Origin of the sequence: Streptomyces sp. NPDC058086 (assembly GCF_042885015.1) — a bacterium.
In the GTDB taxonomy this organism is placed as follows: domain Bacteria; phylum Actinomycetota; class Actinomycetes; order Streptomycetales; family Streptomycetaceae; genus Streptomyces.
The window spans coordinates 131131-157428 of the sequence record NZ_JBHVST010000003.1; the positions used below are offsets into that span (position 1 = coordinate 131131).

24 protein-coding genes and 6 pseudogenes are annotated in these 26298 nt (G+C 69.5%); 16 read left to right on the forward strand and 14 right to left on the reverse strand.

The window, feature by feature from the left end:
• Positions 1 to 5: 5 nt before the first annotated feature.
• Positions 6 to 779, reverse strand: coding sequence for a GNAT family N-acetyltransferase (locus tag ACFVWD_RS03465; protein WP_389593721.1), 774 nt, complete (start codon positions 777 to 779; stop codon positions 6 to 8).
• 104 nt (positions 780 to 883) lie between these two features.
• Positions 884 to 2890 (reverse strand): ricin-type beta-trefoil lectin domain protein, encoded by a 2007-nt coding sequence (locus ACFVWD_RS03470; RefSeq protein WP_389593723.1) that lies wholly within the window; start codon positions 2888 to 2890, stop codon positions 884 to 886.
• A 245-nt stretch (positions 2891 to 3135) separates the two neighbouring features.
• Between ACFVWD_RS03470 and ACFVWD_RS03475 the strand changes: the two genes are divergently transcribed.
• Entirely contained in the window at positions 3136 to 3885 is a 750-nt protein-coding gene (locus ACFVWD_RS03475; protein ID WP_389593725.1) for an MBL fold metallo-hydrolase, read from the forward strand.
• Positions 3886 to 3904: 19 nt separating this feature from the next.
• Here ACFVWD_RS03475 and ACFVWD_RS03480 read toward each other — a convergent pair whose 3' ends face one another.
• Positions 3905 to 4282 (reverse strand): MerR family transcriptional regulator, encoded by a 378-nt coding sequence (locus ACFVWD_RS03480; RefSeq protein WP_389593727.1) that lies wholly within the window; start codon positions 4280 to 4282, stop codon positions 3905 to 3907.
• Positions 4283 to 4346: 64 nt separating this feature from the next.
• On the opposite strand from ACFVWD_RS03480, the gene ACFVWD_RS03485 reads away from it, so the two are divergent.
• The gene (locus tag ACFVWD_RS03485) at positions 4347 to 5546 is read left to right on the forward strand and encodes an MFS transporter (protein ID WP_389593729.1); all 1200 of its coding nucleotides are present in this window, start codon (positions 4347 to 4349) and stop codon (positions 5544 to 5546) included.
• 44 nt (positions 5547 to 5590) lie between these two features.
• Here the strand turns inward: ACFVWD_RS03485 and ACFVWD_RS03490 are convergent, their stop codons facing one another.
• A complete protein-coding gene (locus ACFVWD_RS03490) occupies positions 5591 to 6217 on the reverse strand; it encodes a TetR/AcrR family transcriptional regulator (RefSeq protein WP_389593731.1) in 627 nt (208 codons plus the stop codon).
• A 114-nt stretch (positions 6218 to 6331) separates the two neighbouring features.
• Between ACFVWD_RS03490 and ACFVWD_RS03495 the strand changes: the two genes are divergently transcribed.
• On the forward strand, positions 6332 to 7360 hold the full coding sequence (locus ACFVWD_RS03495) for an aldo/keto reductase (protein ID WP_389593733.1): 1029 nt from the start codon (positions 6332 to 6334) through the stop codon (positions 7358 to 7360).
• A 170-nt stretch (positions 7361 to 7530) separates the two neighbouring features.
• Here ACFVWD_RS03495 and ACFVWD_RS03500 read toward each other — a convergent pair whose 3' ends face one another.
• Entirely contained in the window at positions 7531 to 8385 is an 855-nt protein-coding gene (locus ACFVWD_RS03500) for a GNAT family N-acetyltransferase (RefSeq protein WP_389593734.1), read from the reverse strand.
• A gap of 829 nt (positions 8386 to 9214) precedes the next feature.
• Between ACFVWD_RS03500 and ACFVWD_RS03505 the strand changes: the two are divergent.
• A pseudogene (locus tag ACFVWD_RS03505) lies at positions 9215 to 9499 on the forward strand (transposase); the annotation flags it as partial.
• A gap of 327 nt (positions 9500 to 9826) precedes the next feature.
• On the opposite strand, the gene ACFVWD_RS03510 reads toward ACFVWD_RS03505, so the two are convergent.
• Together ACFVWD_RS03510 and ACFVWD_RS03515 are read right to left on the reverse strand one after the other, a co-directional pair.
• Positions 9827 to 10363 (reverse strand): GNAT family N-acetyltransferase, encoded by a 537-nt coding sequence (locus ACFVWD_RS03510; RefSeq protein WP_389593735.1) that lies wholly within the window; start codon positions 10361 to 10363, stop codon positions 9827 to 9829.
• 168 nt (positions 10364 to 10531) lie between these two features.
• Positions 10532 to 10939: a type II toxin-antitoxin system PemK/MazF family toxin gene (locus ACFVWD_RS03515; protein ID WP_389593736.1), complete on the reverse strand. Its 408-nt coding sequence runs from the start codon at positions 10937 to 10939 to the stop codon at positions 10532 to 10534.
• 154 nt (positions 10940 to 11093) lie between these two features.
• Between ACFVWD_RS03515 and ACFVWD_RS03520 the strand changes: the two are divergent.
• The 5 genes and pseudogenes from ACFVWD_RS03520 to snpA form a co-directional block, all read left to right on the forward strand.
• A pseudogene (locus tag ACFVWD_RS03520) lies at positions 11094 to 11237 on the forward strand (IS701 family transposase); the annotation flags it as partial.
• Between the two features lie 13 nt (positions 11238 to 11250).
• A pseudogene (locus ACFVWD_RS03525) lies at positions 11251 to 11787 on the forward strand (DUF3223 domain-containing protein); the annotation flags it as partial.
• A 181-nt stretch (positions 11788 to 11968) separates the two neighbouring features.
• Entirely contained in the window at positions 11969 to 12178 is a 210-nt protein-coding gene (locus tag ACFVWD_RS03530) for a hypothetical protein (protein ID WP_389593737.1), read from the forward strand.
• Positions 12179 to 12192: 14 nt separating this feature from the next.
• Positions 12193 to 12300 (forward strand): annotated as a pseudogene (locus ACFVWD_RS03535) (polyphosphate kinase 2); the annotation flags it as partial.
• Positions 12301 to 12809: 509 nt separating this feature from the next.
• Positions 12810 to 13574: a snapalysin gene (snpA, locus tag ACFVWD_RS03540; RefSeq protein WP_389593738.1), complete on the forward strand. Its 765-nt coding sequence runs from the start codon at positions 12810 to 12812 to the stop codon at positions 13572 to 13574.
• 314 nt (positions 13575 to 13888) lie between these two features.
• On the opposite strand, the gene ACFVWD_RS03545 is transcribed toward snpA, so the two are convergent.
• Both ACFVWD_RS03545 and ACFVWD_RS03550 read right to left on the reverse strand, forming a co-directional pair.
• Complete coding sequence (locus ACFVWD_RS03545) at positions 13889 to 14221, reverse strand: ATP-binding domain-containing protein (RefSeq protein WP_389593739.1); 333 nt, start codon at positions 14219 to 14221, stop codon at positions 13889 to 13891.
• Between the two features lie 41 nt (positions 14222 to 14262).
• Positions 14263 to 14847, reverse strand: coding sequence for a UvrD-helicase domain-containing protein (locus ACFVWD_RS03550; RefSeq protein ID WP_389593845.1), 585 nt, complete (start codon positions 14845 to 14847; stop codon positions 14263 to 14265).
• Here ACFVWD_RS03550 and ACFVWD_RS03555 point away from each other — a divergent pair.
• Complete coding sequence (locus ACFVWD_RS03555; RefSeq protein WP_389593849.1) at positions 14734 to 15114, forward strand: hypothetical protein; 381 nt, start codon at positions 14734 to 14736, stop codon at positions 15112 to 15114. The two genes, ACFVWD_RS03550 and ACFVWD_RS03555, sit on opposite strands and share 114 nt — an antisense overlap.
• A gap of 83 nt (positions 15115 to 15197) precedes the next feature.
• Here the strand turns inward: ACFVWD_RS03555 and ACFVWD_RS03560 are convergent.
• Positions 15198 to 15419: pseudogene (locus ACFVWD_RS03560) on the reverse strand (IS30 family transposase); the annotation flags it as partial.
• Positions 15420 to 15658: 239 nt separating this feature from the next.
• Complete coding sequence (locus ACFVWD_RS03565) at positions 15659 to 16396, reverse strand: alpha/beta hydrolase (protein WP_389593740.1); 738 nt, start codon at positions 16394 to 16396, stop codon at positions 15659 to 15661.
• A 292-nt stretch (positions 16397 to 16688) separates the two neighbouring features.
• On the opposite strand from ACFVWD_RS03565, the pseudogene ACFVWD_RS03570 reads away from it, so the two are divergent.
• The 3 genes and pseudogenes from ACFVWD_RS03570 to ACFVWD_RS03580 all read left to right on the forward strand — a co-directional run.
• Positions 16689 to 17204 (forward strand): annotated as a pseudogene (locus tag ACFVWD_RS03570) (hypothetical protein); the annotation flags it as partial.
• 80 nt (positions 17205 to 17284) lie between these two features.
• Positions 17285 to 17398, forward strand: a complete 114-nt coding sequence (locus tag ACFVWD_RS03575) for a zinc ribbon domain-containing protein (RefSeq protein ID WP_389593741.1) — start codon at positions 17285 to 17287, stop codon at positions 17396 to 17398.
• A 135-nt stretch (positions 17399 to 17533) separates the two neighbouring features.
• Positions 17534 to 18061 (forward strand): GNAT family N-acetyltransferase, encoded by a 528-nt coding sequence (locus tag ACFVWD_RS03580; protein WP_389593742.1) that lies wholly within the window; start codon positions 17534 to 17536, stop codon positions 18059 to 18061.
• A gap of 74 nt (positions 18062 to 18135) precedes the next feature.
• On the opposite strand, the gene ACFVWD_RS03585 is transcribed toward ACFVWD_RS03580, so the two are convergent.
• On the reverse strand, positions 18136 to 18846 hold the full coding sequence (locus tag ACFVWD_RS03585) for a chaplin (RefSeq protein WP_389593743.1): 711 nt from the start codon (positions 18844 to 18846) through the stop codon (positions 18136 to 18138).
• A 217-nt stretch (positions 18847 to 19063) separates the two neighbouring features.
• On the opposite strand from ACFVWD_RS03585, the gene ACFVWD_RS03590 reads away from it, so the two are divergent.
• Positions 19064 to 20629 carry an alpha/beta hydrolase gene (locus ACFVWD_RS03590; protein WP_389593744.1) on the forward strand — a complete coding sequence of 522 codons (1566 nt, stop codon included), beginning with the start codon at positions 19064 to 19066 and terminating at the stop codon, positions 20627 to 20629.
• Between the two features lie 152 nt (positions 20630 to 20781).
• Positions 20782 to 21282: a DUF4232 domain-containing protein gene (locus ACFVWD_RS03595; RefSeq protein WP_389593745.1), complete on the forward strand. Its 501-nt coding sequence runs from the start codon at positions 20782 to 20784 to the stop codon at positions 21280 to 21282.
• Here the strand turns inward: ACFVWD_RS03595 and asnB are convergent.
• Positions 21275 to 23116, reverse strand: coding sequence for an asparagine synthase (glutamine-hydrolyzing) (gene asnB, locus ACFVWD_RS03600; RefSeq protein ID WP_389593746.1), 1842 nt, complete (start codon positions 23114 to 23116; stop codon positions 21275 to 21277). The two genes, ACFVWD_RS03595 and asnB, sit on opposite strands and share 8 nt — an antisense overlap.
• A 368-nt stretch (positions 23117 to 23484) precedes the next feature.
• Between asnB and ACFVWD_RS03605 the strand changes: the two genes are divergently transcribed.
• Positions 23485 to 24999, forward strand: a complete 1515-nt coding sequence (locus tag ACFVWD_RS03605; protein WP_389593747.1) for an FMN-binding glutamate synthase family protein — start codon at positions 23485 to 23487, stop codon at positions 24997 to 24999.
• Positions 25000 to 25027: 28 nt separating this feature from the next.
• Here the strand turns inward: ACFVWD_RS03605 and arcA are convergent, their stop codons facing one another.
• Positions 25028 to 26290, reverse strand: a complete 1263-nt coding sequence (gene arcA, locus ACFVWD_RS03610; protein ID WP_389593748.1) for an arginine deiminase — start codon at positions 26288 to 26290, stop codon at positions 25028 to 25030.
• Positions 26291 to 26298 lie beyond the last annotated feature (8 nt).

Sequence of the window (26298 nt, forward strand, 5' to 3'; positions counted from 1 at the left end):
CGGTGTCACCCGTACACGTACGGCGTTGTGGTGGTCAGGGGTTCGAAGCCCAGGCGGGCGAGGACCGGGCGGCTCTGGCTGGTGGCGTCGACCTGGACGTAGCGGTAGCCGCGCTCGGCGGCGACGCGGGCGCGATGGGCGACGAGCGCGCGGTAGATGCCGCGGCGGCGCCAGGAGTCGACGGTGCCGCCGCCCCAGAGGCCGGCGAAGCGGGTGCCGGGGACCATCTCCATGCGGGCGGCGCTGACCGGGACGTCACCGGCGAGGGCCACCACCGCGACGACGTTGTCCTCGTCGCCGGTGAGCTGGGCGAGGAGTTGGTGGCGCATCCGGGTGCTGTCCGTGCCGAAGGCCTGTTCGTGGACGTCCGCGACGAGGTCGACGCCCGCGCGGTCGGTGACGGGCAGCAGCCGTACACCCTCGGGCGGCTGGGCGTCGAGCGCGAGGTCGCCCAGCTCGGCGATCATCAGGGTCTCTTCGGGCTGGGCGACGAACCCGGCGGCGCGCAGCCGCTTCCCCAGGTCCTCGGGCTTGTCGTGCCCGTACAGCTTCCACTCGAACTCGCGGCCGAGTTCGCCGAAGTAGCGCATCTGCTCGGCGATCGCGGCGTCGGCGATCGATTCGTCAAGGTCCGACCAGATCACCCCGTTCCAGCCCTGCTCGGTGCCGACCTGGCGCACCACCTTGTCGATGCGCTCGACCCGGGCTCCTGGGCTGTCGGGCCGCGCGTCCTCCCGCATGTCCCGGTCGAACAGAGCCAGTACCGCAACGTGATCCATGGGGTCACTCCAGCACCCCGGCGCGCATAGGGCAACGGCCTTGCACCGGGGCGGAGGCGATCAGGCCACCCCGCCCCGGTGTTTCGTCCCTGGTCAGACGCGGTTCAGTTGCGGGTCCACTGCTGGTTGGATCCGCCGTTGCACGACCAGAGGTCGATCAGGGTTCCGCCCGCCGTCGCGGCGCCCAGCGCGTCCAGGCACAGGCCCGAGACGTTGTTGGTGACGGTTCCGTTGGAGTTGAAGGTCCACTTCTGGTTGGTGCCGCCGTTGCAGTCCCACAGGACGACCTTGGTGCCGTTGGCGGTGCCGCTGTTGTAGGCGTCGAGGCACTTGTTTCCGTAGACCACCAGTTCACTGCGCGAGGTGTAGGTGAACGTCTGGTTCTGGCCACCGCCGCAGTCCCACAGTTCGGCCTGGCTGTTGTTGGTGATCGTGTTCTTGAAGAAGTCCAGGCACCGTCCGGATCCGGTACCGACGACCGCCGTCCCGTTGGTGCCCGGGACGGCGCGCACGGCCACGGCGTCGATGTCGGGCGCGGTGCCCGAGGCTCCGAAGGTCAGCGTGTTGGAGCCCTTCGCCAGGGACGCGAGGACGGAGACGGTCCGGTAGGTGGTCGCCGAGCCGGTGGGCGGGAAGGCCAGCGTCTGCGCGTACTGGCCGCCCACCTGAAGCGTCGCCTTGCGGTCCGCGGCACCGCCGTTGGCGTAGGTGATGTCGATCAGCTTGGTGCCCGCGGCGGACGCCGTGACTCCGGTGAAGGCCGGGGTCGTCGCGGAGGTGGTGTCCTCGTACGTCGTCCCGGACGCCTCGGTGCCGGAGACGGTGAGCAGCACGCCCTCGCCCGCGGGGACGCTGGTGGTGTAACTCGTCGCGTACGAACCGGCGTTGGACGCCGCCCAGACGTTGCGTACGGCGGCGGAGGCGGTGGTCAGACCCATGTCCTGCCAGCGGGCGGAGATGTTCGCCGCGGCGGACGTACGGTTCAGCAGCAGGACCGCGCGCTTTCCGGTGCCGGAGAGGATCTTGCTGTAGACCTGCAGGCCGGTGCTGTCCTCGGCGACCTTGACGCCCTGGAGGCCGCGCGGGTCCTGGTCGATCGCGATGACCTCGGAGTTGGTGAGGATCGAGGCGGTCGTCGCACTCATGGTGGCCAGGTTGTTGCCCGCGAGCAGCGGGGCGCCGGAGATCGCCCACAGGCCCATGTGAGTGCGGTTCTGGGCGGCGCTCAGGCCGTTCATGCCGACCGTCATCATGTCCGGGTCGTTGTAGTAGCCGGTGTGCTGGGCGGCGGGGTGCAGCGACTTGTCGAAGTTGGCCAGGATGTTGGTCATCGTCGGGTTGTCGGGGTAGTAGACGATGTCGGTGCTGGTGCGCCACATCGCACCCGTGCCGGCGGCCCAGTTCCACGGGTTGCCCGTGCCCCACTCGCACAGTGACAGCACGAGTGAGTGGCCGGTGACGGCGGTCGCGGCGGTGTTGGCGTCACGGATCGCCTTGTATGTCGTCTCCTGGTCGAGTCCCTCGGCGTCACCGCCGCACCAGTCGATCTTCAGGAAGTCGAAGCCCCAGTTCTGGAAGGTCTCCAGGTCCTGCTGATTGTGCCCTTCCATGCCGGTGTTGGGGGCGGCGGGCGTGCCCGAGGGGGTCGGGTAGTAGTAGCCGCAGCCGTTCTTGCCCGCGTCGGTGTAGATACCGGCCTTGAGGCCCTTGCTGTGGATGTAGTCGACGATGGCCTTCATCCCGCCGGGCCACTTGGCGGTGTCGACGGTGATGTTGCCGCTGCTGTCGCGGGTGCCCAGCCACCAGCCCTCGTCGATGTTGACGTATTTGTAGCCCGCGGCGGCCATGCCGGACGACACGAGGGCGTCGGCCTGGGCCTTGATGGTGTTGTAGTCGACGACGCTGGCGAAGGTGTTCCAGGACGCCCAGCCCATCGGCGCCGGGGCGACGCCGATCTGGTTGGTGCTGACGGCGGTCGGCTCGGCGGTGAGCGGAGTGGCGGAGCGTCCGACTCCGGCCAATCCGGCGACGGCCAGGCCCAGGACGGCGCCATGAACGGCTGCGCGCTTCAGGAGGCCCCTGAGGCGCGTGGTGTGCGAATGGGGGGACATGCGGCTCTCCCTCGAGCGGTTTGTTCGCAGACTCGAACAAAAGTCAACGAGACTCGCCATATGGGAGCCGCCATTCCGCGGACGCGTCAAGTCCCTTGCCGACAGGGCCCGTTCACGTTCGGCCACGCCGCCGGTGAACGCGTCCGTGCCCCGGTGGCCGCCCGTCGCGTTGCCGCCCGCACGCGATACCTTCTGTTCGACCCGGCCCGACCCGGCCGGGAAAGATCTCAAGCATCGGGATGGTCATGCGCGAGGACGCGATCGTCGAGGTAGCGGCCGGAATCCATCTGGTTCACGGCAGCAACACCAACTGGGTGATCCTGGCCGAGGGGGACGCCGTCACCCTGATCGACACCGGATATCCGGGCGACCGCCCGGACGTCCTCGCCTCCCTCGACGCGCTCGGCCACTCCCCCGAGGCCATCAGCGCCGTACTCATCACCCACGCGCACAACGACCATGTCGGGTCGGCCGAGTACCTGAGCAGCGCCTACGGCGTCCCGGTCCATCTGCACGAGGAGGAGGTGGCGCACGCGCGCCGCGATTTCCTCCAGCAGGTGAGCGTGGGCGAGGTGATGCGCCAGGCCTGGCGCCCCGGCGTGCTGCCCTGGGCGGTGCACGCGCTCCGGTCCGGCGGCACGGCGGACGTCCGGATGACCCGGCCCTCGCCGTTCCCCGGCGAGGGGGCGCTCGATCTTCCCGGCGGTCCGGTGCCGGTGCACACCCCCGGGCACACCGCCGGACACTGCGTCTATCACCTGCCGGACGCCGGCATCGTGATCTCCGGCGACGCCCTGGTCAGCGGTCACCCCACCTCGCGGATACGGGGACCGCAACTGCTGCCCGACATGTTCCACGCCGAGCGCGCGAACGCCCTCGCGTCGTTGAAGCTCATCGAGGCACTCTCGGCGGACGTCCTGCTGCCCGGGCACGGCCCGGTGCACCACGGATCCGTGAGCGAGGCGGCCCAGCGCGCCCGGGCGCTCGCCAACTGACGGCTGCCGTGCGCCGGCCTCACGGCCGCAGTGCCTCCGGCTGAACCACGTCGAGATAGGCCCGCAGCGCGTCCCGGTTGCGGGCCAGGCAGTCGATACGGCTCTGGATGCGGTCGATCTCGCCCCGCAGGAGTGCGGCGGTCTCCTGGGTCAGGCACTCGGGATGGAGATGGATCTCGCCGGGGTCGGACAGGAACGGCAGGATGACACGGATGATCTCGGTGGTGAGCCCGGAGTCGAGCAGCCCGCGGATCTGCCGTACGCACGGGACGGCCCCCTCGCCGTACGAGCGATAGCCGTTGGCGGCCCGCTCGGGGCGCAGCAGGCCCTGTTCCTCGTAGTAGCGCAGCATCCGGGTGGGGACGCCGGTGCGGCGCGACAGCTCACCGATCCTCATGTCTCCGCCCTCCGGGGCAGGCGCGCTTGCCTTCACACTGATGTGAAGGTTTCAGCATGGTCGCATGTCGCTCGCACCGCCCGCCAACGGCACCGCCCTGCCCGTCTCCGGGCTGCCGCTCTCGGGGCTGCTCGCCCTGTCCACGGCCGCCTTCACCGCCGTACTGACCGAACTGCTGCCCGCCGGTCTGCTGCCGCGGATGGCTCCGGCCCTGGGGGTGTCCGAGGGACGGGTCGGTTTCCTGGTGACCGGTTACGCGCTCGCGTCCTTCCTCGCCGCGGTGCCCCTCACGACAGCGCTGCGCGGACTGCCGCGCCGCCGGGTACTGACCGGCACCCTCCTGGGTTTCGCCTTCTGCAACGCCGTCACCGCGGTGTCGTCCTGGTACGCGCTCACCTTCGCGGCCCGGCTCGGGGCCGGGGTCATGGGTGGCACGCTGTGGGCGATGCTCGTCGGGTACGCGGCCCGGATGGTGCCCGCCGAGCGGCGCGGCCGTGCGATCGCGATCGTCCTCGGGGGCATCACCCTCGCCCTGTCGCTGGGCGTGCCCGCGGGCACCGCGCTGGCGGACGCCGTCGGCTGGCGCGCGGCCTTCGGCGTCCTGTCCGTACTCGCCGCGCTGCTCGTTCTCTGGGTGCGGTGGCGGGTGCCGGGCCTGCCCGGCGAGCCGGCGGGCGCGCGGGTGCCCCTGCGCCGGGTCGCCGCACTCCCCGGCATCGTGACCGTCCTTTCCGTGACCCTGCTCCTGCTGCTGGGGCACCAGGTGATGTACACGTACGTCGCCCCCTTCGCCGAGCACACCGGTTTCGGCCGCACCGGTCTCGTCCTGCTGGTGTTCGGGGTGGCCACGGTCGTGGGGATCTGGATCGTCGGCGCCCTGGTGGACGCGCACCTGCGCCGCACACTGCTGACGGCCCTGGCCCTGATCGGCTGCGCGATGGCGGCGCTGGCCGTGTCCGCGGGCGACCCCCTCGTGCTCCTCGTCTCGGTCGCCCTGTGGGGCGCCGCGTTCGGCGGAGCGCCGACGCTGATCCAGACCGCGCTGGTCGACGCCTCCGGCCCCGCCCACGCCGACGTGGCCACCTCTCTGCAGACCACCGTCTACAACGCCGGCATCGCGGCCGGTTCCCTCACCGGAGGACTCGTCCTGGAGAGCGCGGGAGCCATGGCTCTTCCCTGGACGTCACTCCCGCTGATCGCCGCCGCGGTCGGTGTGGTGGCCGTGGGGCGGCGGCGGGCGTTCCCCGCGCGGCGCCCCGTCTGACACCCCGCCCGCAGAGCACCCGGACCTGTCCGGACGCCCGACCTTCAGCGGGTTTCCCGGGTGGGGGCGCCGTAGCGGAGTCCGTCGACGAGCAGGGCGATCATGCGTGGGGTGTGGCCGTTGTCGTCTTCCTGGGCGGGCAGGGTCAGATTGCGTGTGGCGACCAGGAGGTCTTCGGGGTCGACGTCGGAGCGGATCTCGCCGGCCTTCGCCGCGGTGTCGAGGAGCGCGCCGAGGACGGGCATGAAGCGCTGCTGGAAGTAGGAGGGCAGGGTGTCGTAGGCCGGGTCCCCCGAGTGCAGGGCCGCACTGAGTCCGCGTTTCGTGGCGATGAAGCCGGCGAAGCGCTGGAGCCACTTGGCGAGCGCTTCGGCCGGTTCGTATCGCGCCGCCAGGGAGGGTGCGGCGTCGGCGCAGGCGTCGACTTCGTGGCGGAAGACCGCGGCGATGAGGTCCGAGCGTTGCGGGAAGTGGCGGTAGAGGGTGCCGGCTCCCACACCCGCCTTGGCGGTGATCTCACGCACGGGTGCGTCCACTCCCGAGGTGGCGAAGACTTCCGCGGCCGCCGTGAGCAGGGCGTCGGTGCTGCGTTGCGCGTCGGCACGCAGCCGCTTACGGGGCTGCCCTTGCGCCGCGACGGCGCCGGCTTCCCGAGCCGTTTCCTCGCTCACGATAGTTCTCCTTGCTAACCGGAACACTGTTCCGTATCGTCTAGGCTGAACACTGTTCCGTTTCTGCCAGCCTAACGCGCCGCGACGGACACCGGCCGACGCACAAGGAGACTCATGAAGTACCGCACACTAGGCCGAACCGGCATCAAGGTCAGTCCGTACTGTCTGGGCGCGATGATGTTCGGCGCCATCGGCAACCCCGACCACGACGACTCCGTCCGGATCATCCACAAGGCGCTGGACGCGGGCATCAACTTCGTCGACACCGCGGACGCCTACTCACGCGGCGAGTCCGAGGAAATCGTCGGCAAGGCCCTCAAGGGCCGCCGGGACGATGTCGTGCTCGCCACCAAGGCCCACCTCCCCATGGGTGACGACCCCAACCAGCAGGGCAACTCGCGGCGCTGGCTGGTCCGCGCGCTGGAGGACTCCCTGCGCCGGCTCGGAACCGACCACGTCGACCTGTTCCAGATCCACCGGCCCGCCCCGGACACCGACGTGGAAGAGACCCTCTCGGCCCTCACCGACCTGGTGCGCGCGGGCAAGGTGCGGGCCATCGGCACCTCCTCCCTCCCCGCCTCGGACATCGTCGAGGCACAGTGGGTCGCCGAGCGGCGCGGCCTGATGCGGTTCCGCAGCGAGCAGCCGACGTACTCGATCCTCAACCGCGGCATCGAGCGCGAGGTGCTGCCCGTCTGCGAGCGCTACGGCATGGGCGCCCTGGTCTACAGCCCGCTCGCGGGCGGCCTGCTGACCGGCCGCTACCGCAAGGGCCGGCAGGCCGACAGCCACCGTGCCGCCTTCGGCTTCAAGCACCTCAGCGACGAGCGCCGGCTCGACGCCGTCGAACAGCTCATTCCCCTGGCAGAGAAGGCGGGGATGCCGCTGACACACCTGGCCGTCGCGTTCGCGATCGCCCACCCCGGCGTCACCTCCGCGATCATCGGACCGCGCACGATGGCCCACTTGGACGACCTCCTCGCAGGCGCGGAGACCACTCTGCCCGACGAGATCCTCGACCAGATCGACGCGATCGTGCCGCCCGGCACCGACATCGGGACGCTCGACATGGCCTACAACCCACCCGCCATCCAGCAGACCGCCCTGCGCCGCCGCCTGCCCGACGAACGCTCCGCCGCCTGACCCAGGGCCTGTCCGCCGGACAGGTCCTAGGCCCTGTCGTCACATTCCCGTCTGTCCCTCGACGCCATGCACGCGCCCCCAAGTTCTCGGCTTCGCTCGAACAGGGAGGGACCCCCTTGACGCCGCAGGGCCCGACCTCCGGGCGGACGACGGGAATGTGACGACAGGACCTAGCCCAGCTCCAGCGTGGTGACCCCGTAGACGCGCTCGCCGCTGAACGGCCTGACCGGGCCGGTGTACATCCGGGCCGTTTCGAAGGAGGGGGTGAGTCCGAAGTCCTCGGCGAGGGCGACGCCCGGCGCGTTCGACTCGGGGATGTCGATGGCGACCTCGCCGCCAGGAGCGTCGGCGGCCAGCGCCAGCAGGAGGGCGCGGGCGTCCTCGGCGGTGTCGGCGAACAGCGGGCCGACGCGCGGGCGGTCGAGGGCGGGCCGGATCACCGCGTAGCCGGTGAGGTGGCCGTCGGCGACGCGGACGAAGGTGCGGTGGCCGGGACCGGTGAGCCACCGCTCCAGGAAGCGGGGGCGGTCGGCCGGGCAGCAGGCGCTGTCGTACGCCGCGATGGACGCGAAGTCGGCCGCTTCCGCGGGCCGCACCCCCGGTGGCGTCTGCCCCGCCGGCACGGTTCCGGTGAACCGGACGGTGCGGTGGGCGAGTTCGAAGCCGGACTTGCGGTAGTTGTCCTGCTGCGCCACCACACCGTCCAGACCGACGGTCCGGCCGCCGGCGTGGGCGAGGGCCGTCTTCCAGGTGGTGAGGCCGTGGCCGCGGCCGCGCAGATCCGGTCGTACGAGGTAAAAGCCCAGGAAGGCGTAGTCGGCGTCGTACGTCACGACCGAGACGGCCGAGACCGGCTGCCCGTCGATCCTGCCGATGAAGAAGCCCTCGGGATCCTGGGCGAAGAAGCTCGGTGCGTCGGACAGCCCCGGATTCCATCCCTCGTCCCCCGCCCACCCGCTGATCACCGACCAGTCGTCGAGCGAGGCCCGGGCGACGACGAGATCCGCGGGACCCGGAGAAGTCATGTGTGCGCTCCATTCGCTTGCGGCCAGGGCGGGCGGCGGTCGCCCGCTCCCGCAGCATCTTTCCCGATCTCCACGGGGATTTCAGCGGGATCTGGCGCGAAACACCGGGCGTCGTTCACGCCCGGGAGGAAGCGCTTCTCTGGACTGCTCTGACCCGCAAGTTCCCACGGGTCCGCACGGTTGACCTCAGCCGGGACGCTTCTGGTTCTCGATGTACTCCTTGATGATCGACGGCTCTCAACGAACCTAATTCGTTGCTAACGGGTCCAGCATCACCCAGGTGGTTCTGCCGGGTTTGTTTGATTCCTGGGACCGTGACGTCTTCTGCCACTCCGGCCGTGGAAGGCCTCCGGTTAGACAGGTGCACGGTCCTGGTGCTTGTGGTGGTGGCGGTCACGTGGGCGCCGGGCGGATGCCTACAGCGAACCGGGCCTCGATGCCTCCGACTAGAGAGGTGGCGTCCGGCGTCCTCGGGCCGCCATCACCAGGGGTGATGGCGTGCGTCGGTCCGGGCGGATGCCTTTGTTGGGCCCGGCCTCGGAGCCTTCCGTTAGAGCGGTGTCGTCTGGGGCTGGCGAGCGTCAACACCGGTGCCTTGATCCCTCGTTGGTGTTGGTGGGGCGAGCCCACCGCACGGTGACCTCTCGTTACGCCCGAGCCTTCTGAGCTCTCGCACAGACCGAGGCCCGTGGGGTGCGCTGGTGCCACGAACACGGCTGGTGAGGTGTCGGTCCGATCCTTGTGGTCGAGACCTTGAATTAGGGAGCCGCGTGGCCCGCATGCGCTCGTGACCAGCGCAAACACCGGCACACGGAAAGAGAGCACAGTCATCTACTGCGGAATCGACTGGGCGGAGAAGACGCACGCCGTCGCCCTGGTCAACGACACCGGGGAGTTACTGGCCAAGCGGCGCATCACCGATGACGCCGCTGGCTACACCATCCTGTTGGACCTGCTCGCCGAGTTCGGCGACACCGAAGACAACCCGATCCCTATCGCCATCGAGACCTCCCGCGGCCTGCTTGTCGCAGTGCTGCGGACCGGCATACGACAGGTCTACGCGATCAATCCGATGGCCGCCGCTCGCTACCGCGACCGCACGTCCGTCTCCCGGGTGGTTCGACTTCGTCATCTGAGGTGAGCGGCGGTGTTCAGCCGGCCCAGCCCGCAGTGTGCGAATACGGCTCATAGGAGTAAAGGGTATTGCGGTCCCATTTCTCGCCCGTGATGCGCTCGTATGCATGGTCCGGTGTGTAGAGCAGGCTCTCAGCCCAGATGTTGCCGGTGGCGTACGGGACAAGATCCGCAGGGTCTCGCATGACCCTTTCGAACGCGGTGCGGCCCGCGGCAACGACCCCGCAGCGTGTGTAGCGGTCTCCGGCTTCACGCCGGCAGAGCTCGAATATGTCAGTGAGAACTGACATCGGTGCAGCAGGGCCCGTCACATCGGGAGGGAGAACAGACGCACTGGCTCTGAAGGCCAGTACGCATTGTCGCGCAGCGGCGTCACCATGGTCCGCAGTGGCATGGTCACCAAGCGGGTTTCTGGTTGTTCGACGAGGACGTCCTTGTCGAGCGGGTGCCATCCGAGGCGCTGGTAGAGCGGCACGAGGGGAGGTCGGCAGAACAGGAGCGCGTGCTGAGGACCCATCGTGCGAGCGTGGTCGAGTGCTGCTGTGACCACGAGCCGAGCCAGCCCCTGGCCTTGCATGTCGGGTGCGACGGCCACTCCACCGACGCCCACCACCTCTGTCCGGGTGTCGCCGATTGCAACGGGCAGCCGTAGCAGGCCGGCGTGTGCCACAAGCCGGTCGCCGTGGCTGATACCGAAGTGTTCTGCTTTGGGTAGCCAGGTCAGACCGGTCGCGGCAACACCGAAGGGATCATCGCCGTCACCGAGGATCTCGTCCTGCTCCGTCTTCGTGTACCGAGGGAGCCGCACTACAGTCGGTGCTGCAAAGGATTGGTTCTCGGGCATCCCCACATGATGATCTCTCCTCCGAGGACTGGCCAAGTGATTGCTCAGCCGATCATCAAAAAGGGCCTCGCACTCCAGCCGTGGACCGTGATCTTGTTGCTGGAGTGGTGCGGAGAGGGGGCTGTCGTCGGTCATCGACGAGATCGAGCTGGGCAGCAGAGGCGTCCGCTACTCGTCTCGTCCTCCAAGACGGCGGGCATCTTTGATTTCGTGGAGTCTGGCAGCCGTCATCGGGGTCCACTCCCTCCTCTGTCCAGCGGCATGGAGGGCTTCTCCAACCTCGCTGAGCTTCGCGGAGGACAACCCGCCCGCCCGCTCGATCAGGTCGTCCCGGGCCACGGTGGTCAGCCATGTGCAAGGAGTAAAGCCGGGACGCGAGAACGCGAACCGCAGCACGCCTTCGAAGGGCAGTCCTTCCAGGGTGCCTACGGCCACTTCAACGCCGAGGTCGCTCATGTCGACGCCCGCTGGAGCGACGACCTGCATCGCCTGGAACCCGGATGCCCCCTCGTCCGACAGCAGCACGACCGGGCGTCGCTCGTCGAAGTCGACCCACCAGATTTCGCCGCGTTGCATATGTCCTCCTGGCACGAGCCGGCGGGCGAACGCTGCGTGTGCCCCGAGCGGGACACGGACGGGATGCGGCCCGTCCTCGCACGTTGTGACCGAGGGGCGGTGAAGATGGGCGGCCACCGGCGATCATCGGTGTGTGAAGACTGAAGATCATGCGGTGGCCGCAGGTCACAGCGTAGACCCTGCCTGCCGGCAGGAGGCGTTCGAGGTCCTGATGTCCCGGACAGCGGGCCGGTTCGCGAAGGTTGAACCCCGGCGTCGGGTACGGGACCTGGTGATGGGGCTGCTGTCGGACCTGCCGCCACCTTCTCGAATGCCACCCCGAATACCACCTCGAGCGTGGCGCCGGCATTGCCCGCTTCCGCGTCATCGCCCACACCGAACACGGCCGCAGAAGCGTCGGGCTCGCCCTCGTGCGGCTCGACGGCGACGTGGCTGACTTCTCGTGGAACGCCTGCCTGACCCCGCTCAGCCGCCGCACCCAGGTGCTTGCCGCACTGCGGCACGCAATCGCCGATCAGGCGGCAGGCTCACGGAACGCGGCGCTCAACTCCAGACAGCCGCTCGTCTGCTCCGTCACGGGCTCGCCGGTCCGGTCCGCTACCGAGCTGCACATCGACCATGCGACCCCGACGTTCCTCGCCTTGGCCGAGGAGTTCATCACTGGCAACGGTGGCGCGGACGCCTTCCGGATTCTGCCCGACTCGGGTGCTGGGGTCAGCTATGTCGAGCTGGAGGACAAGGTGCTTGAGGAGCGCCGTCAGGACCACCATCAGGAGCGTGCCGTGCTGCGGCCGGTGCTGAAGCGGGTCATGCGGCGGGCGGATGGGCCCGGCACCGCAGCTCCATGAACGGCTGTTTTCAGTGCCACAGGTACTCCCGGCCGGAACGGCCCGGGCCGTCCGTCGGCACTCTTTCACCAAAGGCTTCAGGGGCTGTTGGGCTACTAGTGCCCTATCAGGCAACGTTCGCCTCGCTGTTGGGGGGCGTCGTCGGTGGCTTCGGCTCACTGCTGTCCGCCAGAATCGGCGCATGCTGAGAGCCGGTTCCGTTGTGCTGGGTGTCTCGGATGTGCCGCGTGCGGCCGCGTTCTGGATGGAGGCCCTGGCATACGTCCCGCGCAAGGACAGGGAAGACGACTGGGTGGTGCTGGTGCGGGCGGAAGGGGCCGGAGTGCGGCTCGCACTCTACGACCGGGCACGCACCTCGTTCGCGTGGCTGACGACAGTCCGGCCCGCATAGTCCCGAAGCCACCGGGTGCGGCGGACACGCTGCTGGAGGCGGGCGAGGAACCCACCGACCTCTCCCCCACGCCGCTCGCCGGGCTACACGGCGGGCCCGGCCTCCATCCTGATCAGGGCTGAGCGGCGGCGGCTCAGCGGTGAGGGATGCCGCCCAGCGCCGAGGGTGACTCCCTGGGGGGGCGCCCCCGGGGCCGGTGGGGCGCGAAAGAAGCGGAAGCTCATGTTCTATGACGTCGGTCACAGCGCCCCGCCAACAAACCGGGGCACTTAGTAGACGCGGCATGGCAGACATCTGAGGATTTATCCGTCTTGGCCCGGATGCGGACCCTGCCGCGTGCCCCGGGATTCCGCCCGGCTGGCCCGCACGCCCGTTGCCCCGTGCTGTAAGGCTTCTGACGCCGCGACAGCTTTCCCTTGTGTCGCCATGTGCGGACCGGAGACCCGTGCACTGCCCTGGCGAGGTCCCGGGACCTACGAGGCGACGTAGTGGCGGGACCCTTTGCGCTCCCTGTCGAGCCGTCCTAAGAATGACGACCCACAGGACGTCGCCGCAGTTCGGAACCGGTGTTCACGCGGAGTCGACAGCGCACCGTGCGCTCGGCGTCACCGAGTGAGTAGGAGCCCCCCACATGAAGTCGTCCCGAACGTCCGCGAGACTCCTCGCAGTCTCTCTCGGCCTGGGTCTGGCCTCCAGCGCGCTGGGCGCGGCGGTGCCGGCGAGCGCCCAGACGGCCGCCACCCCGTCCGCTGCCGCCGGTACCTCCGTGGCACGGTACGCCGGGTCGACCGAGGAGGCCGCGAACAACAAGGCGTTCTTCGAGGCCGTGCTCAAGTCCGTCGCCGAGAAGCGCGCCGCCCAGCCGAACGCGCAGGCGGTGACTGTGTACTACAACGCCTCCCAGGCACCGAGCTTCCGTTCGCAGATATCGAGCGCGGCCTCGATCTGGAACAGCTCCGAGTCCAACGTCAAGCTCCAGGAGGCGTCGAGCGGTGCCGACTTCTCCTACTACGAGGGCAACGACCCGCGCGGGTCCTACGCCTCCACCAACGGCCACGGAAGTGGCTACGTCTTCCTCGACTACACCCAGAGCCAGCAGTACGACTCGGTCCGCGTCGCCACCCACGAGACCGGGCACGTGCTGGGCCTGCCGGACGACTACGGCGGGCCGTGCAGTGAGCTGATGTCGGGCGGCAGCGCCGGCCCGTCCTGCACCAACCGCTACCCGAACGCCACCGAGCGTTCGCGTGTCGACCAGCTGTGGGCCACCGGACTCGCGCAGGCCCCGGGCACGGTGACCGGGCCCGCTGGCCACCTGAGCGCTGCGCCGCCGGTACGGACCGTGGCTCCGCGCCGCGGCCCGGGGCATCCGCTCCACAGCACGCCCTGGAGGTGAGAGCGTTCCCAAGCGGGAAGCGGCTCGCTGTCGAGGGTGGCTTCAGTCACATGCTCAAGACGGTCGTCTGAGCACTCCTACAGGCCGGCCGACAGACGCTGGTGCTTTGTATGGCTGTCCCGGGAGGGCGGAGCCGGGAGGCGAAGCCGCTCGCACAGCGCAGGCAAGTCCTGGTGACGGTGCCTCTCGTACAGGTCGACGACAACTCCGTCGATCAGACTTCGCAACCGTGGCAGGTCCATCAGCTCAGTCATCACACGATGATGGGGCCAGACGAGGACTGTATTCCAGGGCGCTCGTTGGTTGATGCGGCGCTAGGTGGTCCTTGGCTGGTTGAGCCGGTCCCAGTGGTTGTTCCGTGGACGCGGCACGGGAATGCCGGGCGCCTGGTCCTTGCCCGGTTTGCCTTGGGGGTGTTCGTTGATCCAGGAGAGTCCACCGATGTCGAGTTGGTGGCGGGCTCGCGTGACAGCGACGTAGGCGAGACGGGCTTCGCTGCGGGAGATTCGTCCGGGGCGTCCTAGTTCACCTTCTGCGGGCTGAGTGAAGTCTTCCCCGATACGGACGGCGGGCCATGCGCGGCCTTTGGCCTTGTGGACGGTGGAGACGGTGATGTCGGCGCTGGTTTCGGGACCTGGTCGGTCCACGGCCTTAAGGACGTCCTCAGCTCCCATCTCGTCGACGAGTTCTACCCAGGGGAGCAGGTCTGCCCCTGCGGGGTCGTTCTCGGCGTAGTCCCGTACCTCGCCCCAGGGTCCGGAAGAGATAGAGCTCGGGATGCCGGGTTCCCCGGCCGCTCTTGAGGTCTCGGGCAGCGGTGGCCAGACTCCGCAGAGCGCCGCCCCCACCGGCCATGGCGACGTGCCGACCGCCCTCCATCTGGTGGAGAACTTCGGCCATGACCCCGCCGTTGGTGCGGCACAGGACCGCGTCGGAGTGTTCCACGTCTCCAGCCGGGTCGTGGTCGCCGGGTGGCCGCAAAGACGCAACGGTGAGCGTGTGAGAGAGCCAGCGGTTGGCTTCGGTGGCGAGGGGCCGGGCCGAAGCGGAAGGACTGGGTGAGCGTGAGGTGGGCGCCGTCGCAGTCGCTCATGGTGTCCCGGGCTCCGCGCCAGCCGTAGATCTGCTGAGCGCTGCCTCCTACCAGGACCAATTGAGCGTGGTCGCGTTGGAGGTTGAGAACGTACTCGACGGCGGGACTGGTGTCCTGGGCTTCGTCGAGCAGGATGTAGCCGGTGTCGATGCGTGGGTCGGTGAGCTGCCAGACCTTCAGGTAGTGGTCGTGCTCGACCTTGAGTTTGTCTCCGGCCGGGTCTTGAACGTCTTTCCACACGCGCAGCGCGTAGGGAAGGACGGTGGTGGCCAGTACCTGATGGACAGCGGATCAGGGAAGTTGGCCCGCAGAGCCTGGCAGATCTGCTCGGGGCTCCACCGTAGGTCCAGGCGGTCCTGGATGAACTTCCGCAAGGCGGGGTTCTGTCCGATCTTCCCGGGCTTGGGCCGGGGCCGGCGGGCATCCGCGCGGTCCCGGGCGGCATAGGGACGGTACTGGCCGTTGACCGGGTGCCGGTTGCGGCGGATCTCGCGGCTGACCGTGGACGGGCTGCGGCCCAGCTCTGCCGCGATGGCCCGAATCGTGGCCTTCTCCCGGAGCCGGTCGGCTATGTGGATGCGGTCGGCCTCACACAGATACCGGGACGGACCCGAAGGCGGTACCACCGCAGTGACCGGAGGTACGGCCTTCCGCCCGCCAGAGGCATGACGGCCGTTTCGCCGGCGCTTCCCTGTACGCAGGTTGATGCCAACGATCCGGCTGGCCTCCGAGAAGCTCGTTCCTTGATCCACAAGCCGAAGTATTCCTCCCGCTTGTGGATCAAGGGAGCATGCCTCCGATACTTCCGTTCCCTGCGGCTCTCGATGTCCATCGCACCCCTTGAACTGGGGTGTTGCGACGACCGCCAGAACCCAAGGAGTTCAGCAGGGCCCCACGGTGTAGAGAGCTGCGGAAGGCCGGGATCTGCCCTCGATGAGCGGCATGTCGGCCGACATCAGCTACCGTCCGCTGCCGGTCTGACGGCCCGGCCTCACTTCAGATGCCGGGTGAAGAACCGGGCTGCGGCGTCCCCCGCGAACTGCGGGACGCCGGTGTGGCCGCCCATATTGGCGTGAAGGGACTTCTCGTTGGAGCCGAAGGCGTCGAACAGGTCCAGGGCCGCCTGCCGGTCGTTCCCTTCGTCGTCCCACTGCAGCAGGACGTGCAGTGGAATGGTGACCTGGCGGGCCTCCTCGAACATGGCGCGAGGCACGAAACTCCCGGCGAAGAAACCGGCGGCCACGATACGCGGCTCGACCACCGCCAGCCGGGTCCCGATGGAGATCACTCCGCCCGAGTACCCGACCGGGCCGCCGATCTCGGGCAGCGACAGGAGGGCGTCCAGGGCGGCCTGCCATTCCGGGACCGCCTTGTCGACCAGCGGGAGGATGAGGGCGTCGACGATCTCGTCGCTGACCGGCTCGCCGGCCTCCATCGCCCGGCGCAGGTCGGCGCGGGCCTGCTCGGCGGCGGGCCAACGGGGCCGGTCGCCGCTTCCGGGGAGCTCGATGGTGGCCGTGGCGAAGCCCTCCGCCGCGGAGTGCCGGGCCCGGGCCACCAGTCGGGGGTACATCTTGTGCAGTCCGCCGGGGTGGCCGAGCAGGATCAGCGGCGCCGGTGCGGATGCCGATGCCGATGCGGGCGTCCACAGGATGCCGGGGATCTCGCCGAGGGTGAATTCGCGTTCGAAGACGCCGTCGTCGAGGCGCTGTTCAGAAGTGAATTGCATGGTCGTGCCTTTCGGGAGGGCTCAGAGACGGCGCTCCCGGACGACGACCTATCGCCCGACCGTGACCCCAGAGGAGAGCACCCATGTGAATACGTTCACGGGTACCACCTCCTCGATCTCTCGCACGGCTTCCGGAAACGTAGCAGTGATCGCCCTCGTCCCCAAACGGGTTTTTGCGGAGTCTCCGTGACCGAGTGCCACGAAGACTCTACGCAGAGCTACTTGGGGTGTCGTCGCGACTTCCCGAGTGGCGGCTCTGCGACAGAGGGGTGCAGTGGCGCTGTCGTTTCTCATGAACATCGAACACGACGCACCGCCGACGCCTCCCAAACTCGTCTACAAGTGCTGTCGCTTCTCGGTGAACGAAGCCACTCGACGAACCAAGTCCACGCGTCTCACCCAATCCAGTCCACGCAGGTCGGCGGCGTGCGGACGCCGCCCAGCACGTCATCGAGAAGGCCCGCGACACCTACACGACGCTCAAGGCCAACATCAAGGCCGGGAACCTGGGGAAGCCGGGATCGAAGCGTCGCGTCAGGGCCGGGACGAAGCCCATCACCTTCCGGCGCAAGGCCGCGAGCGGCAACTCGACCTGCGCAAGAAAATCCAGGCCAAGGGCACCAAGTCCGCGAAGCGGCTCCTCAAGAAGCGCAACCGGCGCGAGCAGCGCCACACCGCCAGCACCAACCACATCATCGCCAAGACGATCGTGACCGAGGCCGAACGCACCTCGGCCGGGATCTCCCTGGAAGAACTCCATGGAATCCGGCAGAGGGTACGGCTCCGCAAGCCCCGACGGGTCGCACTCCACTCCTGGGCCTTCGCCCAACTCACAGACTTCATCGTCTGCAAGGCCCGCAGGGCTGGCGACGACCACGGCCGCCGCCCGTGGTCTTCGTCGATCTCGCCTACACCTCGCAGCAGTGCTTCGAGTGCGGCCACATCGACAAGAAGAACCGGGCGAGCCAGGCCCCCTTCACCTGCCGGAACTGCGGGGCGTGAGTCACGCGTCCCTGCCACCCCATAAGGGTGTCTGGACGGAGGAGCCCACCCAGCAGCCAGTTGGGCGCCACCTCCAAACCCGGTCCTCTAGGGCCGGGTCAAGTTGACCGTGCGTCACTCATAGGCTTGTCGTCCATGACTGTCGATCACGTGACCCTGCGTCCGGTGGCCGAGGACGACCTGCCCGTCATGGAGCGGTTCCTGACGGAACCCGAGACCGCCACACCCTTCCAGTGGTTCGGCTGGCGGGACCCGGACCGCTGGCGGCGCAAGTGGGCGGAGAACCGCATGCTCGGCGACGACGCGGGCCATCTGATGGTCGTCCGCGGCGAGGAACGGTTGGGCTTCGTCGGGTGGCGGAAGATCCGGCCCACCCCGAGCACGTACTACTGGAACATGGGCATCGGCCTGCTGCCGGAGGCGCGCGGCAAGGGCTGGGGCACGGAAGCCCAGCGGCAGTTGGTCCGTTATCTGTTCGCGCACACGACCGTGATGCGGATCGAGGCGGACACCGAGGCGGAGAACATCGCCGAGCAACGCGCCCTGGAGAAGGTCGGGTTCACCCGCGAGGGCGTGCTGCGCAGTGTGGGGTTCCGGGACGGACGGTGGCGCGACGGCGTGCGCTACAGCATCCTGCGCGACGATCTTCCCGATATGCGCTGACCCCGCCCGGGGACTGCTCGCGGAAGCCACCCGAACGGGGCCCCACCGGTCGTGGCACGGTGGGGCCTTGCGCGTCAGCGGACCCCCGTGGGCCGGAACCGCCGGTACAGCATGGCCCCGCCCAGCAGCAGGGCGGCGCTCGCGGCGACCGCCGGCATCGTCTGGTCGGCGCCCGTGTGGGCGAGGGAGGCCATGGGCCGCGGCGGGGCCTGGTACGGCGTCCTCTGCGGCACGTACGCCCTGGGCGGCGTGTGCGGCTTCGGAGCGGGCTTCACCGGCTGGGGGTGGTCGCCGGAGGTGTTCGTGGACGTGTTCCCCACGGACGCGTTGCCGAGGCCGACCACGGTCGCGGAGTTGCCGCTGACGTTCACCGGGAGGTGTACCGGGAGCTGCAGGCCGTTGCCCGAGAGCACGCCCGGAGAATCCTTTCCGCTCCCGACCGCGACAGCACCGCCGCGCGTGACGGCACCCCCATGGGCCACGCCACCAGCGCTTTCGCCACCCCTGCCGTGGCTCCTCCCGCCGACGCCGGGGCCCCGGCCCTCGCTCACGTTCGCGCAGCTGTTGCCCGCGGCGGGGTTCAGGAGCCCGGCCACGTTCACGGTGTTCCCGCACACGTTCACGGGGACGTGCACCGGGAGCTGGAGGGTGTTGCCGGAGATCAGCCCGGGCGAAGCCGCCGTGCCACCGTCCGCCGTGGCGTCGGCGTGGGCCGGCATCGTCACGGCCAGCGCTCCCGAAGCGGCGGCCGCGGCGATCAAACCATTTCGGGTAACCCGTTTCATAGGTTCCCTGCCTTCCAGACATGGACGCGGGCACTCGCCCGCACCGCGTAAAACGCGGGAGAACCATCCGACGTTATGGCTGATCGTGTTTTCACCCTATCGAGGGTCACGTGTATCGAACGCCCGCCCAGAGGCGCGCACCCGGACACCCGCTTATCGTGATCGAGGAGCTATCCCCTGGCGCCCGGTACGACGCCGGGCGTCCCTGGAGGCATCCATGCTGTCCGCGCACCAACGCTGGGCGTACGCCGGAGCCGGCGTCGTGACACTGGCCATGCTGGCGGCGGGTCTGCCCTCGGCGGTGGCGACGGCCGCCGAGGGCCCCGACCTGTCCCGCTTCTACCACCAGCAGATCAAGTGGGGCGCCTGCAAGGGCGACGCGATGCCCGCGGATCTGCGGTGCGGGCAGGTGACCGTCCCGCTGGACTACGCGCACCCGGAGGCCGGGACGCTCGACCTCGCGCTGGCCCGCTATCGCGCCACCGGCTCGTCGAGGGGATCCGTACTGCTGAACTTCGGCGGCCCCGGCGTCCCCGGAATCCCGCAGCTCGCCGCCGACGGCGGCAAGGACTTCATGCCGCTCACCAACGGTTACGACGTGGTGACCTTCGACCCCCGCGGTGTCGGCCAGTCCTCTCCCGTCAGCTGCGGCGGCGGTGCCGCCCAGACTTCCGACACGGCGGGCTCCGCCCCCAACGACAGCAGCCCGGAGGCACTCCTCAAACAGGTACGGAAGGACGCCGACGAGTGCGCCAAGCACTCCACCCCCGTACTGGCTCACATCGGCACGGTCAACGCCTCCCGGGACCTGGACGTGATGCGCCAGGCCCTCGGCGACAAGAAACTCAACTACCTGGGATTCTCGTACGGAACGCGCCTGGGCGCGGTGTACGCGAGCCAGTTCCCCGACAAGACGGGCCGCATGGTGCTCGACGGCGTGGACACGCTCACCGAGCCGCTGTCCGAGTCGGGCCTGGTGAGCGCCGAGGGGCAGCAGACCGCTCTGGAGGACTTCCTCACCTGGTGCACCCAGGACACGTCGTGCCCGTTCGGGCAGGATCCGCGCGATGCCCGTCAGCGGGTCGTCCGGCTCGTCGACTCGCTGGACAAGAATCCGGTGCCGACGAGCTTCGGGCAGCAGTTCTCCGGCCAGGACCTGGTGGCGACCATGGGTCTTGAACTCTTCGACCGCAAGGGGTGGCCGCAGCTCGAACGGTCCCTCGCCTCACTCGTCCAGGACGGCGACCCGAGCGGACTGTTGCAGGCGGCCGGGGGCGCCACCCTGCCCCACGTCACGTACAGCGGGCTGGTCGACCCCGCGAAGGTGCCCCCGGACAACCTGGAGACCGCGCTGCTGGCGATCAACTGCGCGGACGACCCCGATCGGCCCAGCGCCGCGCAGCTCACCAAGGAGATCGACGAACTGAGGGCCGCCTACCTGGAGGCGTCGCCGATCTTCGGCCCTCTCCGTCTCAACGAGCTGCTGATGTGCTACGGCCGACCCAAGGGCAGCGACTACATCCGCGAGAAGGTACGTGATGTCCAGACGCCGAAGATGCTCCTCGTCGGCACCCGCGGGGACCCGGCGACCCCCTACCGCTGGACCGAGGAGACCGCCGCACGGCTCGGCCCCTCGGCCGTCGTGCTCGACAACAAGGGCGAGGGCCACACCGGTTACGCGACTTCCAAGTGCGTGCGCCAGAAGGTCACCGACTTCCTGCTGTACGGCTCGCTGCCGGACAACGGCAGCTCCTGCGGCCCGGAGGATGCGACGACCCCTTGAGCGGACCTCGCGACGGCGTGTCACAGAACGGACGCGGACGGGTTGCACCGACAAGTCGGATACAACCCGAAGCGCACCTCGGCCGTCACACTGAGCAGCCGTCGCTCACCGTTCATGACACTGTTCGTGACCGAAACTGGGGGAACCCACCGATGCGCATCCGACCCGTTCTCGCCCTCCCGGCCGTCGCCGCGGCGCTGCTCCTGGCCGTGCCCCAGAGCGGCTCGGCCGCCGCGCGGCCCGCCAAGTGCACCGAGAAGGCCGTCACCGTCCACGCCCACCGCTCCGCCGACCCCACCCTGCTGCACCTCGGCGTCACCAACCGCTCCACCCGGGCGTGCACCGTCGATCGCATCCCGACCGTCGTCTTCGGTGACCTCGACGGCGCCGCCCTGCCGGTTCCCGCCGGGCAGAACGGGCCGTACCTGCTCGAGGCGGGCCGGACGGCGTACGCGGCCCTGCGGACCATCGCCGACCCGGCGGATCCGGAGGCCCGCCGGGCGGACTCGATCGGCGTCTCGCCGGACCCTTCGCGCTTCGGACGTACGTTCACCGCGCGTGAGCTGGGCGTCGGTCGTGTCGTCCTGGTGTGGGAGCCGGTGACCTCGTGGTGGAAGTCCTCGCAGGCGGCCGCCGACCGGGCGCTCAGGTAAGGAGCACGTCCGGGGCGTACAGGTCCAGCCACAGCGCCAGGTCCAGGGTGCGTTCCAGGCCTCGCCGCGACGCCTGGGTGATCTGCGGGCTGTCGCGGTGGGCGGCCCGATGGACCCGCTCCCGGTCGACGAGGTCGAAGACCGGGTGCGCGGGCCGGGCCAGGAGGTCCTTGGCGTGTTCCTGGAGCGCGATCGCGTATTTGGGGTCCTGGGTGGACGGATAGGGGCTCTTGACCCTGTCGTACACGGACTTGGGGATCAGGTCGGCGGTCGCCTCTCGCAGCAGGCTCTTCTCCCGGCCGTCGAAGGACTTCAGGGACCAGGGCGTGTTGTAGACGTACTCGACGAGCCGGTGGTCGCAGTACGGCACCCGCACCTCCAGGCCGACGGCCATGCTCGCGCGGTCCTTGCGGTCGAGCAGGACGCGGACGAAGCGGGTCAGGTGGAGGTGGCAGATCCGCCGCATCCGGTACTCGAAGTCGCTCTCGCCGTCCAGCCGCCGGATGCCCGCGACGGCCGTACGGTAGGCGTCGGCGACGTACGACTCCAGGTCCAGCGCCTCGGTGAGGTCCGGGCGCAGTACGTCGGCGTCGTCGCCGAAGTCCCGGCTGAACCGGACGAGCCAGGGGAAGGTCTCGGCGCTGCGGGCCTCCTCGTCGAAGAACTGCAGGTAGCCGCCGAAGACCTCGTCCGCCGACTCCCCGGAGAGCGCGACCGTGGAGTGCTCGCGGATGGCCTGGAAGAGCAGGTACAGGGAGGCGTCCATGTCGCCGAAGCCCATGGGGAGGTCGCGGGCCCTGATCACCTTCGCGCGGACGTCGAGGTCGGCCAGGGCGTGCGCGTCGAGGACGATGTCCTGGTGGTCGGTGGCCGAGGCGCGGGCCACGTCGTGCACGAAGGGGGTGTCGGGGGTGCCCCGCAGCTCGTCGGCGACGAAGTGGTCGGCCTGGCCGACGAAGTCGACGGCGAAGCTGCGGACCTTCTCGCCGTACTCGCCGAGCTGCCGGGCGGCCAGCGCGGTCATGGCGGAGGAGTCGAGGCCGCCGGAGAGCAGGGTGCAGCGCGGCACGTCGGCGACGAGCTGGCGGCGCACGATGTCCTCGAGGAGCGAGCGGACGGTGGCGATGGAGGTGTCACGGTCGTCGGTGTGCGGCCGTGTCTCCAGTTGCCAGTAGACGCGGCGGCGCAGCCCGGCGCGCTCGACGGTGACGACGGTGCCGGGCTCCACTTCGCGCATGCCGTCCCAGATCGCGTGTCCGGGCGTCTTGACGAAGGTGAACAGCTCGCGCAGTCCGTCGAGGCGGACCCGGGCCGGGGCCAGCGGGTTGGCGAGGATCGCCTTGGGTTCGGAACCGAAGAGGACGCCGTCGGGGGTCGGGTAGTAGTAGAAGGGCTTGATGCCCATGCGGTCGCGGATCATCACGAGCTTGTCGTGGCGGGCGTCCCAGACGGCGAAGGCGTACATCCCGTTGAGCCGCTCGGCGAGCGCCTCGCCCCATTCGAGGTAGCCGCGCAGGACCACCTCGGTGTCGGAGTCGGTCGAGAAACGGTGCCCGCGGTCGGTCAGCTCGCGGCGCAGCTCGGTGAAGTTGTAGGTCTCCCCCGAATAGACGAGCGCGACCGTGCCGTCCGGGGTCTCGGCGGTCATGGGCTGGCGTCCGCCGGGCAGGTCGATGATCGCGAGCCGGCGGTGCCCGAGGGCCGCGGGCCCCTCGGTCCAGGTGCCGCGGTCGTCGGGGCCCCGGCAGGACATCGTCTCCGTCATTGCATCCAATATCTCTGCCTCGGCGCGCAGGTCGCGGTCGAAGGAGACCCAGCCGGTGATGCCGCACATGCGTTACCTCCCGCGTCCGGTTTCACCGGGAACACCGCGCCTGCCTGCGGTTTCATGGGCGGGCCGACGCTTCCGCAAAACCAGTTGTATTGAGCAGGTATATGACGAGGTTGTGTCATGTGCGCGAGTGGCGTCAACACGTACGTAACCTGACCGGCCCAGTCACCCCGACGGTTTCGGCCGCGCTTTGCACCCCGCGGACGGGCGGATCGGGCCGCTGCCGGGCGTCTGCGAACGGGAATCGGCCACGGGCAAAGTCTTCCTCAACATCTGCCGGGGCGCCCGGGGGGGGATCTTCGGGGAACCCGAGCGCCATGCCCGCTTTCGCCCCTTTCCGTCTCATGGGTTTGACTCGTGGTGTGCGCCGGATGCTCTTGCCGCTGTTCGTCGCCCTGGGTGCGGCCGGGGCACTGGTCCTGGCATGGGCCGTCTCGCCCTGGTGGTGGTGGGCGGCCGCCGTACTGCTCGCCCTGACCGCGCTCGCCGTCCGGGACCTGACCCAGCGCCGCCACGCGGTCCTGCGGAACTACCCCCTGCTCGGTCATCTCCGCCTCCTCCCGCGGCCCGACGACCGTGATGTACGCGGCATCGTGTACGAGCGCGCCGAGGGCGTCGAGGCCGAGGAGCCCTTCGGCACCGGGCTGGACGTGTACGGGGACGGGTACGAGTACCTGGAATCGTCGATACGCCCGGTCGAGGTGCCGGACGAGCCGCCCGTGGTGCGCGTCGGCGGCCCGGACTGCACCCAGCCGTACGACATGGCCCTGCTGAACGTCTCCGCGATGAGCTTCGGGTCGCTGTCCTCGCACGCGATCCTGGCACTCAGCAGGGGCGCGGCGCTCGGCGGTTTCGCGCACGACACCGGCGAGGGCGGTCTTTCGGACCACCACCTGCGGGGCGGCGGCGACCTGATCTGGGAGATCGGCAGCGGGTACTTCGGCTGCCGCACCCCGGAAGGGGGCTTCGAGGCACGGGAGTTCGCGGACAAGGCCGCGCTGCCGGAGGTCAAGTGCGTGTCGCTGAAGCTCTCCCAGGGGGCGCAGCCGGGCATCGGCGGGGTGCTGCCCGGCGCCAAGGTGAGCGCCGAGATCGCCCGGGCGCGCGGCGTCCCGGAGGGCGAGACGGTGGTCTCACCGCCGTACCACCAGGTGTTCTCGACCCCGCGCGAGCTGGTGTGCTTCCTCGCCCGGATGCGGGAGCTGGCGGGCGGCAAGCCGACCGGCTTCAAGCTCTGCGTCGGCTCGCGCCGCCAGTTCCTCGCCGTCTGCAAGGCGATGCTCGCCGAGGGGGTCTCGCCCGACTTCATCGTGGTCGACGGCGCCGAGGGCGGTACGGGGGCCGCGCCGCCGGAGTTCGCCGCCTGCCTCGGTACGCCCCTGACCGAAGGGCTGATCACGGTGCACAACGCGCTGGTCGGCACCGGGCTGCGCGACCGTGTGCGGATCGGCGCGAGCGGCAAGGTCGCCACCGGCTCGGACATCGTGAAACGGCTGGCGCAGGGCGCCGACTACACGAACGCGGCCCGCGCGATGATGTTCGCGCTCGGCTGCCTCCAGGCCCGGCGCTGCCACACCAACACCTGTCCGGTCGGGGTCGCGACCCAGGACCCGCGCCGGGTACGCGCCCTGGACGTGGCCGACAGGTCGGCGCGCGTGCACCGCTACCAGCGGGCCACGGTCCGCAGCGCGAGCCGGATCATGGCCGCCATGGGGGTACGGGATCCGGCCGAGCTCGGACCGCGTCAGCTGCTCCGGCGTACGGACCCGGCGACCGTTCGGTCGTACGCAGAGCTCTACGAGTGGCTGGAGCCCGGGGTGCTGCTCGCGGAGCCGCCCGCGTCCTGGGAGGCCGACTGGAAGGCGGCGGATCCGGACGCGTTCTGAAGGGCCGGAGCTCCACCGGGCCGGTGGTTCAGAATTCCACCGGGTCCCTGATGATGGGGCAGGTCATGCAGTGGCCGCCGCCCCGTCCACGCCCGAGCTCGGCGCCGACGATGGTGATGACCTCGATCCCGGCCTTGCGCAGCAGGGTGTTGGTCTGGGTGTTGCGGTCGTAGGTGACCACCACGCCCGGTTCCAGCGCGACCGCGTTGTTGCCGCTGTCCCACTGCTGCCGCTCGGAGGCGTACACGTCCCCGCCCGTCTCCACGATCCGCAGTTCGGGCAGCCCGAGGGCCTTGGCGACGACCTCGGTGAAGGATCGTGCGCCCTCGTCGGTGAGTTCGATGCCGGGGGCCTTGTCGCTCGGGCGCAGGGAGAAGGTGCGGACGGCGTCCATGATGGTCGGGTAGAGAGTGACCAGGTCGCGGTCGGCGAAGGTGAAGACCGTGTCGAGGTGCATCGCGGAGCGCAGCTTCGGCAGTCCTGCGACGATCACGTGCTCGGCGGCGCCGTTCTCGAACAGGGCCGCCGCGACCTGGGTGATGGCCTGGCGTGAGGTGCGCTCGCTCATGCCCATGAGCACGACGCCGTTGCCGACCGGCATGATGTCCCCGCCCTCGAACGTGGCCTCCCGCCAGTCCCGTTCGGGGTCGCCCCACCACACGGTGGAGCCCGCGAAGTCGGGGTGGAAGGTGTAGATCGCCTTCATCAGGAGCGTCTCGTCGTGCCGGGCCGGCCAGTACAGCGGGTTGAGCGTGACGCCCTCGTACAGCCAGCAGGTCGTGTCGCGGGTGTAGAGGGTGTTGGGCAGCGGTGGCATCAGGTACTCGCGTACACCCGTGGACTCGCGGGCCAGTGCGAGGTAGGCGGAGCGGTGGTCCTCGGGCAGGTCTGCGGTGGCGAGACCGCCGATCAGGAACGTGGCGAGCCGGGCCGGTTCCAGCGTCTCCAGGAAGGCGCGGGTGTCGTCGACGAGCCCGATGCCGACCTCGTTCGGGGTGATCTTCCGGTCCAGGAGCCAGTCCCTGGCGACCGGGAGCGCCATGGTCCGTGTGAGCAGATCGTGCAGTTCGACGACGTCGACGCCGCGTTCGCGCAGCTTGTTGACGAAGTCGGCGTGGTCGCGCTGAGCGTTCTCGACCCACATGACGTCGTCGAAGAGCAGGTCGTCGGAGTTGGTGGGGGTGAGCCGGCGGTGCGCGAGACCGGGTGCGCAGACGAGTACCTTGCGCAGTCTGCCGACCTCGGAGTGGACGCCGTATGCCGGGCGGCCGGTGGTGTGTTGACTGGTCACGGTGTGCC

What these genes read in the sequence shown, in the direction of transcription:
- ACFVWD_RS03465 (WP_389593721.1), bottom strand. Translation starts at nt 779, where the DNA reads ATGGATCACGTTGCGGTACTGGCTCTGTTCGACCGGGACATGCGGGAG.
- ACFVWD_RS03470 (WP_389593723.1), bottom strand. Translation starts at nt 2,890, where the DNA reads ATGTCCCCCCATTCGCACACCACGCGCCTCAGGGGCCTCCTGAAGCGC.
- ACFVWD_RS03475 (WP_389593725.1), top strand. Translation starts at nt 3,136, where the DNA reads ATGCGCGAGGACGCGATCGTCGAGGTAGCGGCCGGAATCCATCTGGTT.
- ACFVWD_RS03480 (WP_389593727.1), bottom strand. Translation starts at nt 4,282, where the DNA reads ATGAGGATCGGTGAGCTGTCGCGCCGCACCGGCGTCCCCACCCGGATG.
- ACFVWD_RS03485 (WP_389593729.1), top strand. Translation starts at nt 4,347, where the DNA reads ATGTCGCTCGCACCGCCCGCCAACGGCACCGCCCTGCCCGTCTCCGGG.
- ACFVWD_RS03495 (WP_389593733.1), top strand. Translation starts at nt 6,332, where the DNA reads ATGAAGTACCGCACACTAGGCCGAACCGGCATCAAGGTCAGTCCGTAC.
- ACFVWD_RS03500 (WP_389593734.1), bottom strand. Translation starts at nt 8,385, where the DNA reads ATGACTTCTCCGGGTCCCGCGGATCTCGTCGTCGCCCGGGCCTCGCTC.
- ACFVWD_RS03510 (WP_389593735.1), bottom strand. Translation starts at nt 10,363, where the DNA reads ATGCCCGAGAACCAATCCTTTGCAGCACCGACTGTAGTGCGGCTCCCT.
- ACFVWD_RS03515 (WP_389593736.1), bottom strand. Translation starts at nt 10,939, where the DNA reads ATGCAACGCGGCGAAATCTGGTGGGTCGACTTCGACGAGCGACGCCCG.
- ACFVWD_RS03530 (WP_389593737.1), top strand. Translation starts at nt 11,969, where the DNA reads ATGCTGAGAGCCGGTTCCGTTGTGCTGGGTGTCTCGGATGTGCCGCGT.
- snpA (WP_389593738.1), top strand. Translation starts at nt 12,810, where the DNA reads ATGAAGTCGTCCCGAACGTCCGCGAGACTCCTCGCAGTCTCTCTCGGC.
- ACFVWD_RS03565 (WP_389593740.1), bottom strand. Translation starts at nt 16,396, where the DNA reads ATGCAATTCACTTCTGAACAGCGCCTCGACGACGGCGTCTTCGAACGC.
- ACFVWD_RS03580 (WP_389593742.1), top strand. Translation starts at nt 17,534, where the DNA reads ATGACTGTCGATCACGTGACCCTGCGTCCGGTGGCCGAGGACGACCTG.
- ACFVWD_RS03585 (WP_389593743.1), bottom strand. Translation starts at nt 18,846, where the DNA reads ATGAAACGGGTTACCCGAAATGGTTTGATCGCCGCGGCCGCCGCTTCG.
- ACFVWD_RS03590 (WP_389593744.1), top strand. Translation starts at nt 19,064, where the DNA reads ATGCTGTCCGCGCACCAACGCTGGGCGTACGCCGGAGCCGGCGTCGTG.
- ACFVWD_RS03595 (WP_389593745.1), top strand. Translation starts at nt 20,782, where the DNA reads ATGCGCATCCGACCCGTTCTCGCCCTCCCGGCCGTCGCCGCGGCGCTG.
- asnB (WP_389593746.1), bottom strand. Translation starts at nt 23,116, where the DNA reads ATGTGCGGCATCACCGGCTGGGTCTCCTTCGACCGCGACCTGCGCGCC.
- ACFVWD_RS03605 (WP_389593747.1), top strand. Translation starts at nt 23,485, where the DNA reads ATGCTCTTGCCGCTGTTCGTCGCCCTGGGTGCGGCCGGGGCACTGGTC.